Source organism: Stieleria sp., from assembly GCF_041595215.1.
Lineage (GTDB): Bacteria > Planctomycetota > Planctomycetia > Pirellulales > Pirellulaceae > Stieleria > Stieleria magnilauensis.
In genome coordinates this window covers 1-13197 of the sequence record NZ_JBFHKV010000099.1, presented here as the reverse complement: position 1 = coordinate 13197, position 13197 = coordinate 1, and the positions used below count along the sequence as shown (strand labels likewise).

Annotated in this window: 9 protein-coding genes; 6 read left to right on the top strand and 3 right to left on the bottom strand. The window is 59.2% G+C overall.

The features are described from left to right. Window positions 1–31: 31 nt before the first annotated feature. The 5 genes from ABX749_RS06185 to ABX749_RS06165 all read left to right on the top strand — a co-directional run bounded on the left by ABX749_RS06185 (window position 32) and on the right by ABX749_RS06165 (window position 6549). Entirely contained in the window at window positions 32–610 is a 579-nt protein-coding gene (locus ABX749_RS06185) for an ECF-type sigma factor (protein WP_372895209.1), read from the top strand. A 139-nt stretch (window positions 611–749) separates the two neighbouring features. Next, entirely contained in the window at window positions 750–3176 is a 2427-nt protein-coding gene (locus ABX749_RS06180) for a protein kinase (RefSeq protein WP_372895208.1), read from the top strand. A 171-nt stretch (window positions 3177–3347) separates the two neighbouring features. After that, complete coding sequence (locus tag ABX749_RS06175; RefSeq protein ID WP_372895207.1) at window positions 3348–4040, top strand: DUF4956 domain-containing protein; 693 nt, start codon at window positions 3348–3350, stop codon at window positions 4038–4040. A 67-nt stretch (window positions 4041–4107) separates the two neighbouring features. Then, window positions 4108–5958 carry a CotH kinase family protein gene (locus tag ABX749_RS06170; protein WP_372895206.1) on the top strand — a complete coding sequence of 617 codons (1851 nt, stop codon included), beginning with the start codon at window positions 4108–4110 and terminating at the stop codon, window positions 5956–5958. A 135-nt stretch (window positions 5959–6093) separates the two neighbouring features. After that, entirely contained in the window at window positions 6094–6549 is a 456-nt protein-coding gene (locus ABX749_RS06165; RefSeq protein WP_372895205.1) for an SEC-C metal-binding domain-containing protein, read from the top strand. A gap of 310 nt (window positions 6550–6859) precedes the next feature. On the opposite strand, the gene ABX749_RS06160 is transcribed toward ABX749_RS06165, so the two are convergent. The 3 genes from ABX749_RS06160 to ABX749_RS06150 form a co-directional block, all read right to left on the bottom strand. After that, window positions 6860–8305: a sulfatase gene (locus tag ABX749_RS06160; RefSeq protein ID WP_372895204.1), complete on the bottom strand. Its 1446-nt coding sequence runs from the start codon at window positions 8303–8305 to the stop codon at window positions 6860–6862. A gap of 221 nt (window positions 8306–8526) precedes the next feature. After that, complete coding sequence (locus ABX749_RS06155) at window positions 8527–9096, bottom strand: hypothetical protein (RefSeq protein WP_372895203.1); 570 nt, start codon at window positions 9094–9096, stop codon at window positions 8527–8529. Window positions 9097–9280: 184 nt separating this feature from the next. After that, entirely contained in the window at window positions 9281–10687 is a 1407-nt protein-coding gene (locus ABX749_RS06150; protein ID WP_372895202.1) for a DUF2254 domain-containing protein, read from the bottom strand. A gap of 563 nt (window positions 10688–11250) precedes the next feature. On the opposite strand from ABX749_RS06150, the gene ABX749_RS06145 reads away from it, so the two are divergent. Beyond that, window positions 11251–13038, top strand: coding sequence for an exo-alpha-sialidase (locus ABX749_RS06145; protein WP_372895201.1), 1788 nt, complete (start codon window positions 11251–11253; stop codon window positions 13036–13038). The last annotated feature ends 159 nt before the right edge of the window (window positions 13039–13197 follow it).

Genomic DNA, 13197 nt, shown 5'->3' with positions numbered 1-13197 from the left:
TCTCTGCCGAAGGTCGATCTATACTGTGGCCATGGATGATGATGTCACGCAAATTTTGCAAGCGATCGATGATGGCGACCCGCAAGCGGCCAGCCGGTTGTTGCCGCTGGTTTACGACGAGCTGAGACGATTGGCTGCGCGAAAGATGTCGCAGGAATCGCCCGGACATACCTTGCAGCCGACGGCACTGGTCCACGAAGCCTTCCTGAGGTTGATCGGGAATGAGGTTGCCGAACAAGCGGCTGAGCAGTGGGACAGCCGGGGACATTTTTTCGCCGCCGCGGCCGAAGCGATGCGGAGAATCTTGATCGAAAATGCCAGACGACGAAAAAGCGTCAAACGCGGCGGCAATTTAGCGAAAAACGAGCTGCAGGACGGCGACGCATTGCTGGACCCCGACGACCAGGACACCCTGCTGGCGCTCGATGAGGCGCTGACGCGACTGGCAGCGCTCGATGACGACCTGGCCCGTTTGGTGCAACTCCGATACTTCACGGGGCTGACGATCGACCAAACCGCCAAGGTCTTGAACGTCTCGCCACGGACGGCCAAGCGAAACTGGGCGTACGCCCGGGCCTGGTTGCGGCGTGAGATGGAGGACACGGAGTAACTTTCGTCTCGGCGGATTTTTTTGGCCCGCTTCGGAGCCGGATTTCGCATGACAGATACAATCGAGTTGCGTCTGCGCCGTCGACGCAGCCAGCGTTGTGGACTCTGTACCGGCGAAGTCATTTCGCGGCCGAATCAAAATGCACGAATCGTCAGAACAATCCATCTTTCTCGAAGCCCTCGATCTCGAGTCCGCAGAGGCCCGTGCGGGGTATCTGGACAAGGCCTGTGCCGGGAACGCCAAGCTTCGGGCGTCCGTGGAGAAACTACTCGGCGCCCATGCGTTGCCGGAAAATCCGCTCGACCACCCCGTCGCGATCCTGGCGCCCGATTCAACCCAGGATCTGAGCGAGACGCTCCAATTGAACCGGCCGATCGTGGAAGGCCCAGGCACGTTGATCGGCCCGTATCGGTTGATGGAGCAGATTGGTGAAGGTGGTTTCGGCTTGGTCTTTGTCGCCGAGCAACAACGGCCGGTCCGTCGGAAAGTCGCACTAAAAGTCATCAAACCGGGGATGGACTCGCGTGACGTGATTGCGAGATTCGAGGCGGAACGGCAGGCGCTTGCGATGATGGACCATCCGAACATCGCCCGTGCCTTCGACGCCGGGACGACTGCGACCGGCCGGCCCTACTTTGTCATGGAACTCGTCCGTGGCGTTCCGATCACGGAATTCTGCGACCAGCACGAGCTCAGTTTGCGACAGCGTCTGGAGATTTTCACCACGGTGTGTCGTGCCGTTCAGCATGCTCATCAAAAAGGCGTCGTGCATCGCGACATCAAACCGTCCAACGTTCTGGTGACGCTTCACGACGAAACGCCCGTCCCCAAGATCATCGATTTCGGTGTCGCCAAGGCGATCGGTCAAAGTCTGACCGACAAGACGATCTACACCCGATTTACGGCCATGATCGGCACCCCGCTGTACATGAGCCCCGAACAGGCCGAGATGAGCGGGTTGGACATCGACACGCGGAGCGACATCTACTCGCTCGGCGTGCTGCTGTACGAATTGCTGACCGGATCGACGCCTTTCGAACGGGAGCAATTTAATTCTGTCGGTCTCGATGAGGTCCGTCGCATCATTCGCGAAGTCGACCCGCCCAAGCCGAGCACGCGGCTGACCACGGTCGCGGCGGCTCTTTCCACAAGGTCGGCGACACGTGTTCGAAACCCGCAGCAGTTGTCCTCGGCGGTCCGCGGCGATTTGGACTGGATCGTCATGAAAGCGTTGGAAAAGGATCGCGGCCGGCGTTACGCGTCGGCCAGCGAACTGGCCGACGATGTGCGCCGTTTTCTCGCCGAGCAACCGATCGAGGCGCGGCCGCCGTCCCAGCTTTATCAACTCAGCAAATTCGCACGCCGCAACAAAGCAGCCCTCGTCACGGTTTCGCTGATCGCCGCGGCCATGATTTTGGGAACCGCCGTCAGTCTGTGGCAGGCGTCGGTGGCCTTTGGCGAGCGAAACGACAAAGACGCGGCCTTGCAGAAGGCGCTGCGACTGCAGCAGGAAGCAGACGCGGCACGCGAAGAAATCGCCCAATTCGCCACGACCATGAAGGAGGCCAACGTGTTGGTCACCAGCGGCCGGGCCCACGTCGATGGCCAACGCTGGGCAGCCGCCTACGCCGATTTCACCGAAGCGATCAAGCGGCAACCCAACTACTACAACGCCTGGACCGAACGCGCGTCGCTGGAAGTCAAACTGGGCTTGTGGGACTTGGCGGCGCGAGATTTCTCCCAAGCCATCGAGTTGGGCGTGCCCGAAGACAACCCGGCCAATTGGGCCATCCCGCAACTGTTTTTACTGACCGGCGACACCGACACCTATCGCGAGTACTGCACTGCGTTGCTGCAGCAGGCCGAGCAGCGGGGCGAGCGTCCCTCGATGTCATTGATTCGCAGCTGCGTGCTGGCCAGCGATCCGGTCGGAGATCCTGAACAGCTGGCCGAACAAGCGGTGGAGTTCCTCGCCGAAATGGACGACGAACACGCCCAGGAATCGCAGCGCCCGCCACGATTTGCGCCCTGGGACCGCAGCGGACCACCGGTTGGCGGACCACTCGAACGAACCGACGGGCGACCGCCACAGTTTCGTGATCCGGGTCGACCACGCGACGGCGGACCGCCCCGACCGGATGAATTCCGACGCATGCGGATTCCCCGCGGCGTGATCCTCTACACGACCGCAATCGCGATGTACCGGGCGGAACGGTACGACGAAGCCGTCGCGTCGTTGAAGGAGGCGTTGACCGACGATCGATGGCGGAACATGCAGCCCGTGTATCCGGCTCTGGCGATGGCGTACCACCGCCTCGGCGATGCCGATCAGGCCCGGGAAGCCTTTGAGAGGTCGCAACAGGAAATCGACGCGCTGACGCAATCGATGGAACAAGGCCCCGTCGGGTCGATGCCGATCCCGTGGTTTGACTGGATCGAATGCCAGTTGTTGCACCGTGAAGCCTCGATTCTGTTGACCGGATTTGCCCCGGCGGACGACCCGCGGCTGCGAGAAATCCAACAGCGTGGCCGGCGTCAAATCGAAGCCGGCGACGCTTCTTTCTGATGCCATCGCCGGCCCCGACGAGATCTTCATCTTTTCTTCAAGTTTTCTGGCCCGATTCCAGAATCGTTTTCGCATTGCCCTCCGTGAGACCCAAACGGGGCTCACTCGCCATCCTCTTCCATCAAACCATCGTCGGTCGTGACCGATCGACGCTCAACACTGAATCGGCTCATGGAGTTCCTCGAGATCCCACTGTTTGACGACGACGTTTTCAAGCTGCTGGTGCGGTTCGGAATCGATCTCGCCTTCCTGTTGCTGATCGTCGTGTTTGCGATCTACCCCAACCAGCGAGAACGGGAATTCGCGTTCACCGCGGTGATGCTCAACGTGATCGTGTTTTTCATCTGTTTCACGATGAAAAAGCTGGAACTGGACCTCGGCCTGGCGTTGGGATTGTTTGCCGTCTTCGGCGTGCTCCGCTACCGAACCGACGCCATTCGCCCCAAGGAAATGACGTACCTGTTCATCGTCATCGGGATCGGCGTGATCAACTCGCTGGCCAACAAAAAAACGAGTTATGCCGAGATCACACTAGTCAACTCGGTGATTTTCGCCACCACGATGCTCAAGGAATGGATCGTCGGCAGGGTGCCGGCTGAGTCGACGCCCAAAGCCGACGGAACCGCCAATGGCGCCGCCAGCGGCAACGGAAATGGGAATGGAAAGTCAGGCGGTGGCAAAAAGGCACCCAAGTACACGATCGAGTATGACCGGCTGGAATGGCTGGGCGACTCGCATCGAGAAACCTTGTTGGCCGATCTGCGGAACCGGATCGGCATGGACATCACGAAAGTCGAAGTCAAGTCGATCGATCTGTTGCAAAACAAAGCGACGCTGACGATTTGGACAGCGGCTGCGACGTAATCGCGAACCCCGGTTGGGCAACGTCGCCCAACAGTGTCTCCCTCCAACGAAACTGAGAATCTGCACGATGAAACGACGATTTCTACGCTTCACCCTGCTCACGGTCCTGGCCGGCTTGTCGGCAGCGGCGATGGCCCAGCCGCCCCAAGGCTTCGGCGGCCCGGGAGGTCCCGGCGGTTTTGGTGGTCCCGGAGGCCCGGGTGGACCAGGTGGACCGCGCGAAGATCGAAAATTGGTCGAGCAATTCGACGAAGATGAAAACGGCTGGCTCGATCGCCAAGAGCGGGCCAAAGCACGCACGGCGGCGACAGAGGCGGCGGGCGAACAACGCGGAGGGTTCGGGCGTCCTGGCGGTGGACCGCCCGGCGGCGGAGGTCGTGGACCGCGCGGCCGCGGCAACCGCGAACCGGCCAAGCCCGGTCGTCAGCTCGCTGTTGACCAGGTCGAACATTTCCAAGACGCCGGTCTGTATGATCCGACCGTCCTGCGAACGCTGTTTTTCGAATTCGAGAATCAGGACTGGGAAAAGGAACTGGAGGACTTTCACGGCACCGACGTCGAAGTTCCGGCCACGGTGATCGTCGACGGAAAAAAATACACCAACGTCGGCGTGAAATTTCGCGGCCAGTCGTCTTACGGCATGGTTCCCACCGGCTACAAACGATCGTTGAACCTGTCGATCGATTTGGCCGACAAGGATCAGCAACTCTACGGGTACCAAACCCTGAACCTGCTCAACAGCTCCGGCGATCCGTCGTTCATGAGCACGGTGCTGTATTCGCACATCGCCGGTCAATATCTGCCGGCGCCCAAGGCGAACCACGTCCGCGTGGTGATCAATGGCGAAAGCTGGGGCGTGTACGTCAACGTGCAGCAATTCAACAAGGACTTTCTTGCCGAGCACTATGAATCGCCCAAGGGAACACGCTGGAAGGCGAGCGGAAGCCCCCGAGCCGATGCGGGCTTGCGTTACCTCGGCGACGACCTGGAAGAGTACAAACAGCGTTTCGAGATGAAGTCCAACGACGGAAAGAAGGCTTGGAAGGCACTGGTCAAACTGTGCGAAACGCTGAATGAAACGCCACTCGATCAATTGGAACAGGAACTCGCTCCGATGTTGGACATCGACGAAACGCTTCGCTTCTTGGCCTTGGATGTGGCTCTGGTCAACAGCGATGGTTATTGGACGCGAGCGAGCGATTACAGCCTGTTTCTGGATAGCGACAAACAGTTCCACGTGATTCCCCACGACATGAACGAAGCGTTTCAAAGTGGCGGCGGTCGTGGTCCGGGAGGACCCGGCGGCGGTCGTGGTCCCGGAGGAGCTGGAGGCGGTCGTGGTCCCGGAGGCCCCGGTGGATTTGGTCCCGGTGGACCGGGTGGTCCCGAAGGTTTTGGTCGGGACGATTTTGGGCCGCCGCCGGGCGGCGGATTCGGCCCGGGCAGACCGGGCGATGGCCCACCGAGCGATGATGTGGCTGGAGAGCGTCGACGCGGCCGTGGCGGGTTCGGCGGCCCAGAAGCTGGCGGCCGTGGCGGACCGGGCGGCCGTGGCGGCGGACCAGGGCATGGCGGTGTCGATCTCGATCCGCTGGTGGCGATCGACAACCCACGGATGCCGCTGCGAAGTCGGCTGTTGTCCGTGCCGAGCCTGCGGAGCAAGTATCTGCAGTACGTGCGAGAAATCGCCGAGCAATCTTTGGCGTGGAATGAAGTCGAACCCGTGATCGCGCGGCACGCCAAGCTGATCGAAGAGGAAGTCGCCGTTGACACGCGAAAGCTGGACACGTTGGAGGCGTTTGAGCAAGCGACTTCCTTGGAAACGCCCGACGAAAAAGGAAGCGGGCCGTCGCTACGCCGATTCTTTGAACAGCGGCAGAAGTTTCTGCTGGAGTACAAAGAGCCGGTCGACGGCTAACGCCGCGAAGACGGATTCGTCGGAAAAAGTTCTGTTGTAAAAAGACAGGACCAGAGTTAGAACAGTGGGAAAGACCTTGGTGATCGGTCATTCGACACCGATCGCAAGGTCATCACCCCCCAAGGAGGACCGACGATGGGAGCGATCGCCGATGCGATGTCCGCGTATGCACAGCCACTGCTTGACCAGACCGACGGGTCACTCGAGCAGATGCAAATGGCCCTGAACGTCTCCATGGCCTGTTGGAACATCGGGAAGCTTCCCGAGGACAAACGACAGGCAGCCATCGATTCGCTCACCGAATCCATGGGGCTGGACGAAGCCGAACGGGAAGAGTTTCAGGAGGAGATACTGATGCCGATGATCAGGCGTCACGATGAAATGTTCGGGCAAGTGTTTCAAAGAAAAGCACCGAGACGGTCAGAGTGGGAATCCACTATAGAAGTCGGTTCGGAATCCGATCTCGAATTCGGTTTGGAAGCACTGCCGCCCAAGGACCAGACCCCAAAACCAGGCCGCTACGATCCCTGCCCCTGCAACAGCGGTAAAAAGTACAAGTTCTGCTGCGAACGCGTGGCACGAGCCCGCTAGCGCTCCGTGTCACCTTGCGTTTCGGGTAGGCGGTAGTGGACGAGGCGACGAGTCCCCCGACAAGTCCGTAGTGGACGAGACGGCAAGTCCTTGCCAATCTGCCGACTGCAGAGGACCCGTTGCCTCGTCCACGACCGGAAACTTTAGCGAGGCCCGGACGCTGGCGCGAACCGGCTGATCTCAAACGATGATTAGCCGTTTGGCGCGAGCCTACGGGCCACCGCGCGATGCCTCTTGTTCGCGGCCGGGCGCGAGCGGCCTGTCGTTCCAGCCAACACCGGACGGCTCGCTCGTTCTACTTCGTGCCGCGCTACTTCGTGCCGCGTTTGGGCCGAACGGGCAACGGCGGAGTCGTCGGTCTCGGTCCTTCCAAATCGAAGAATCGCATGTTTTTGCCGACGTGGTTGTAGTCGCCCAGGTCCGATCGCATTTCGTCGGCAAGCTTCAGTAAAGCCTGCACGACCGCGGGATGGTCGCCCGCCACGTTTGTCGTTTCATCGGGATCACGCTCCAGGTCGACCAAGAACGGGCTGTCAAAACCGATGCGATCGGCCGGGGCGATGTGCACATTCCGGCGGAACTCCACCGCGCCGACGGGCTCGTCCTCACGCGGCAGATGCAGTTTCCAGTTCCCTTGACGGACGGCCTGTAAATGCACGCGCAGATAATAGAAATACGCTTTGTCTGGATCCGCTTTGTCAAACTCGCCGTGCAATAGATGCCGAATGTCTGCGCCGTCGATGACGCGATCAGACGGCAGGTCGGCACCGGCCAAGGCCGCGAACGTGGGCAGGACATCCAGCGTGCTGGCAATCGAATCACAGGTTTGTCCCGCCGGCACGTGACGATTCCCCCACACGATGCAAGGCACCCGCACACCGCCTTCAAAGGTCGACACTTTGCCGCTTCGCAATCGACCTGCCGATCCGCCGTGGTCGCCGGGAAGGTGTCCATCGGCGTGGTTTTTGTTCTTGACCAGCCAGGGCCCGTTGTCGCTGGTAAAGATGACGTAAGTGTTGTCTTTGAGCCCCATCTCCGTGACGGCGTCGAGCAGTCGGCCGACGTTGAAATCGATCTCCTCGATCACGTCGCCGTACAGACCTCGTGGGCTGTTGCCTTTGAATTTCGGTGACGCTTCCAGGCGGGTGTGCGGCATCGTATGGGGGATGTAGGCAAAAAACGGTTGCTCCTTGTGTTTTCGCATGAACGCGATCGCCTCGTCGGTATACCGCCGGGTCAGCGTCGCCATCTCTGTTTTCGGTTCGATCAGTTCTTCATTGCGATACAGGTTGACGATCCTGTCGTTGCTCGTCGGCGTGCCGAAGAAATAATCGAAGCCTTGGCGGGTGGGGAATAGGTCCATGTAGAACCCCTGCTGGGCGTGCTTGGCCAGATCCCATTTGCCGAAGCAGGCGGTGGCGTAGCCTTTCGTCTTGAGGATCTCCGCGACGGTGATTTCATCGCTGTGAAGAATCGGGTGGACCTGCTTTGTGTTGCCGCGCTCGGCGACACGCATCGGATAGCATCCGGTCATCAACGCCGCCCGCGACGGACCGCAAATCGGTTGCGCATAGAAACTGGTGAACTTCACTCCTTCGGCGGCCATCGCATCCAACCGCGGCGTGCGGATGTCCGTCGATCCGAAGCACCCCACATCGGCGTAGCCCTGGTCGTCGGTGAAGATGACCACGAAATTGGGCGGACGATCCTCGGCCCGCGTCACCGCCGGTGCGAAACACGCCCAGCAGATTGTCATCAGACAAATGATTTTCAGCGGCATGGATCGCTCCCTTCGTTCCCTTGATCAATCGTGCAGTCTTGAATCTCGCCCGGTCGGCGGGCATTGGAATCTGTATCTTAGTCCGTGTTCAGCGCTGCGTAGGGCATGCGGTGCATGCCATTGGGGTGTCAGGCGTAGCCTGGCACCGACGCAAGCTGGAAGCGTACGCCACGTGTAGCTGTACACCCCAATGCGGCTCATTCTTCAGCCGTCGCTTCCAGCTTCTTGAGAGAATGCTTGATCGCACCGATCAGTTTTTTCGAAGCATTGACGGAGAAACGGTAGCGATGTGACTTTTCCTTGAGTTTGTTATCTAGATGCAAGACTCGGGTATCGTTGTCTTTCGCCGCTGCCAAAGACCACTGAGCGCCTTCGAGTGCGGTCTTGATCTGCACTCCCTCCTCTGTCTCTCCAGGTTTCGATTCAATCGCATCGGTGATCGCTTTGATGAAAGCTCGGGTTTGCTCTCCGTTAAGCATCAACATTCCGCCGCCGGGAGGCTGCGATTCCCCCGCTTTCAATGGCACCATCAGCGAGAGCTGCACCGCCGGATCCAGTCCCGAATAATTCGTTGCATTGACGTAGGTGTAACCGGTACGTGAGGACTCGACATGAACAAACGGAGAGGGATCGCCAATCCAGGATCTGTCGCCAATCACAACCGATTGAAGACTGGGATCAAACGTATCGTCGTCGGCACTCCAGTCATCGGCCAGCAGCAGACCTGTCGAAAACAAGAACAACAATGAGCAAAGCGGTCGGGCCATGGTGCACCTCTTCGTAGGTTGATTCGCGCGATCTTGTGGTCGATCTGTCCGCGTCGCCTCAGGATAGACGGATCGTCGGCGTTGTTGCAAGAAGCGGACCTAATCGTTGACGATCGCCTTCGCCGGATCAAGACGCACGAACATTGCCTATTCTACCTTCCACGCTCCACCGCTTTTTTCTCGATCAGGCTCTTCCGCCGATCCAGTTTCCCGTGTCGAGCACTTGTCGACGATACTGTGGGTCGCGGAGCAGCCTGATGATTGATCGATAGCGCTCGTTCAGCAACTCCAACCCGCGTTCGTCATGGAGCGTCTTCTTGCTCGCGCGTCGCAGAGCAGCGGCATGTTTCACCAACAACCGACGGTGTGATTCGCTGGATGCCGAAACCGCAACCTTGGCAATCATTTCCATCATGTGGATCGACGCATTGCGGTCGGCCGAGACGTACGGCCGGAGCTGATCGAATACCAGCGACGCGAAATCCTCGAATTGCTCCGGTTCGGCAACCATGCGAAGCGTCTGGTTGTCATCGTATCGGTAGGCGTCTGGCATCTCTCGCTCGGCAAGATTCTCCAGTGCCGATTGAATCCAATCCATGCAGTTGATTGCGGTAAACGGATCGTTCACGCCGGGAGACAGTGCCCGCATCGCCACCTCGATAAGTTGGTCGAAGACAAATCGCAGGTTCTGCTTCGCCGTTCGCTGTGAGCCGGAAACGAACGTCGCAAGCAGTTGTTCAACGATCTCATCGGTGACATTGGATTCGGGGGATGCCAACATCAGCACATTCCCGGGGGTGACATAATCACCCGCGCGAAACCGCATCCGAATGACCAAATCGTTTTGCACGGCAATCTGCATCAGGCCATCCAGATCGACAAACTCCACGTATCCGGGGCACCTTGCTTTGATGGCCGTTGCCGTCTTGTAGAACGATTCGGGTAAATCTGATTCGACTTGCCGCTGGGATTTCTTTTCATGTGGCTTACCTGCGCGGGAGGGAAATTGGTGCTCAATTTGCCGATTGAGGTCGCGCCCGATGCCCGCCACGATGTTGGGAACGTGAATGCTTTCGGGGATATGGTGAATGAAGTAGATCAGCACTCCTACACTGGCGATCGCCATTAAGATTCCGACGATGATCGCGATGTGCGGGACAAACGCGGAAGTCACTGCGTCGGGGCCGCTACCGCTCTCCCCGTTGCGAACCGTCCTCAGGACCATCAGGCAATAGAGGAACGTCGAAATAAAGACGCCCAGGGTGAACTGGTTGCCGGTATCCCGCATGAAGTTCTTCAGAAGCCGCGGACCGACTTGAGAGGTGGTGTAGGAGATCGAGAGAATCGTCATGGAGAACGTGACACCGGCAACGGTAATCATCGATCCGGCGACACTGGAGAGCACGGCACGCGCGCCGGCGGGCTTGTTCGCGTAGAGCCAACTGACTTCCTCAAGCCAGCCGGCGCCGAAGTGGCTGTCGATCCCGGTCGTCACAAACGACAGCATGATCGCACCGACCGCCATCAAGGAGGGGACGAACCAATAGCTGTCACGAACGTGAGCCGCCCAGGTGATCAGAAACGCTTTCATAGTGACTCGGTGGTCGGGACCTGACGACTTACAGCGCGCAAGCTGTGTATCTGAGATCTTAGCCCTATTTACCTGGGCAAATACCGTGCCGTCAAAAAAGGGGCAGGAGCCTTTTTGGCAGACCGGGGAATTTGGCCGCGTCCCGACTCCTTTTACCGCTCTGTGCGTTTACAGCCCCCCCTCTCTTTTTGCTGATCGTGATTGGTGGTTGACCGGCCAGCCAGGCTTGACAGGCACACCGAAGATCGGATCGCGTTGATTGGAGAGTCTCGATTTCTTCGTCAAGCCGAATCCCTTCGTGTGTTGTGAACGTCCAAGCGGTTTAGGATTTCCGCGCGGCTACATTTCGCCGAGCCGCTGGACTAAAATGCCTGCGCGAATGCCCTCCCCACCCCCCTTCCTCAACGTCGTGCCCCAAAATCTCCCGCACCGGTCATGACGTCCCCAGCCAGATCGCTCGCGATGAATGTCCCGGCAGACGATCGTCGGGAGATGTCGCCCCGCAGTCCGAAGCACTGGAATCGCCGCCAAGGCCGGTCGGTTTGAAGTAGAAGAGAGGATTCATGAATACCATTGCCCGCGTGTCGATTCTGTTGTTGTTTGGCGGTGTGTCGTTGGCAGCACCAGCCGAGGATTCCGTTCGCTGGTCACTCGATGCAGTCGATTCGTCCGACATCGAACTCCACGGTAACGCTCGTGCGGGAGATGGAGTCGACAGAACATGCGTCGTGTTGGACGGCCAGTCGACCCTCGAAGTGAAAGGCTTCGAAAGTGCTTTCGAGCCTGACGAATTCACGTTCATGATCTGGGTCAACCCCTACTCATTGGATCGCGATCAACAGATGATTGCCGCCAAGAATCGATATTCGATGGATGATCGCGAGTGGTCGCTGATGGTCGACCGCGACGGGCGTTTTCGACTTTATCTCTGGCAGGGTCGCTGGCTGACCGTCGAGGGACCGCAGGCACAACCTGGCCGTTGGCACCAGGTTGGCTTGGTGATGAAACGGGATCGCGCCGAGTTGTTCGTTGATGGAGCAATCAACGGAACCGTCAAGCTAGACCATCCGATCCGTTCGACCGGGGCGCCGCTGACGTTCGGTGGCGTGAATGACGACGGGCAGATTCGGCAGACGTTGCTGGGGGCATTGGATGAAGCCCAGTTTGTTTCGCGGGCGTTGACGCCCAATGAGATCGCGGCGCAGTATCGACCGGTGACGGCGACACATCCGATTCCCAAACCGGCACCACCCTATCCGTTATGGGACCCCGCAGCACCGCTTCCTGAGGCCGACGCGTTGCCGCAATTGACCGACGTTGAATTTCACGTGATCAAAAAGTGGGACAAACCGCGAGACGGCTATACGTTTCTGCACGGCGTCTCACTCGCGTGGCACAAGGGACGTTTGTTCGCCTCATTCGGTCACAACCGGGGTGCCGAAAACACGGTCACCGAAGAAGCCCAGTGTCGTGTCAGTGACGATGGCGGGAAGACCTGGGGACCGCTGCAGGTGATCGACGCCGGTGAAGAAGAAAATCTGGCCGTCAGCCACGGCGTCTTCCTTTCTCAAAACGACACCTTGTGGGCGTTTCACGGCGCCTATTACGGACGCATGGATCGCATTCACACGCGTGCCTATCGCTTGGATGAAGCGACCGGCGATTGGGAACCACTGGGGATCGTTCTGCAACGCGGTTTCTGGCCGATGAATCAACCCGTGCCGATGGGCGATGGCAATTGGATCATGCCCGGATTCCTCGGAAAACGCTACTCGGGCGACAAAGCGTTCCCGGCCGCGGTTGCGATCAGTCACGGTGACGACTTCACCCGCTGGGACCTTGTGCCGATTCCCGTCGACAACACGGTCAAACGCATGTGGGGGGAATCGTCGCTGTTTGCCGACGGCAAGAATGTTTTTAATCTCGCTCGATACGGCGGCGCGGCGGTGGCGTTGGCAGCGACAAGCGAGGACTACGGCCGCACCTGGTCGGCATCCCGTCCCAGCAATCTCCCCATGGCGACCTCCAAGCCTGCCGCCGGGGTGTTGAGTACCGGCCAGCGGTACCTCGTCTGCACCACGGCCGAGGACAACGGGGGAAAGCGAACACCGCTGACGATCGCCGTTTCTCGCCCGAACGAAAACACATTCAGCCGAGTGTTTGTCATCCGCCGCTCCGTGCATCGCGATCAGCCGGGCGAATCCGCCGAACAACTGAGTCTGTCTTATCCCTGTGCAATCGAGCACGAAGGCAAATTGTACGTCGGGTATTCCAACAACGGCGGCCGCCGCGGGAATCTCAACAGCGCCGAGCTGGCGGTGATCCCGGTGGAGGCCCTTCGCGTCAGGTAGGGGGATCGATTGGGTTACAGATAAGAGGGTCAAAAAATGGGTTGGTCAAAACATGAAGGCAGTCACTCGGGCCCGACTCGAGACCCCGCCGCCTGCCGCGCCCCCATTTTTTGACCAACCCCATTTTTTGACCAACCCCATTTTTTGACCAACCCATTT

Excerpts from the sequence above, each read along its gene's own strand:
- ABX749_RS06185 (WP_372895209.1), top strand. The coding sequence starts at position 32 with ATGGATGATGATGTCACGCAAATTTTGCAAGCGATCGATGATGGCGAC.
- ABX749_RS06180 (WP_372895208.1), top strand. The coding sequence starts at position 750 with ATGCACGAATCGTCAGAACAATCCATCTTTCTCGAAGCCCTCGATCTC.
- ABX749_RS06175 (WP_372895207.1), top strand. The coding sequence starts at position 3,348 with ATGGAGTTCCTCGAGATCCCACTGTTTGACGACGACGTTTTCAAGCTG.
- ABX749_RS06170 (WP_372895206.1), top strand. The coding sequence starts at position 4,108 with ATGAAACGACGATTTCTACGCTTCACCCTGCTCACGGTCCTGGCCGGC.
- ABX749_RS06165 (WP_372895205.1), top strand. The coding sequence starts at position 6,094 with ATGGGAGCGATCGCCGATGCGATGTCCGCGTATGCACAGCCACTGCTT.
- ABX749_RS06160 (WP_372895204.1), bottom strand. The coding sequence starts at position 8,305 with ATGACAATCTGCTGGGCGTGTTTCGCACCGGCGGTGACGCGGGCCGAG.
- ABX749_RS06155 (WP_372895203.1), bottom strand. The coding sequence starts at position 9,096 with ATGGCCCGACCGCTTTGCTCATTGTTGTTCTTGTTTTCGACAGGTCTG.
- ABX749_RS06150 (WP_372895202.1), bottom strand. The coding sequence starts at position 10,687 with ATGAAAGCGTTTCTGATCACCTGGGCGGCTCACGTTCGTGACAGCTAT.
- ABX749_RS06145 (WP_372895201.1), top strand. The coding sequence starts at position 11,251 with ATGAATACCATTGCCCGCGTGTCGATTCTGTTGTTGTTTGGCGGTGTG.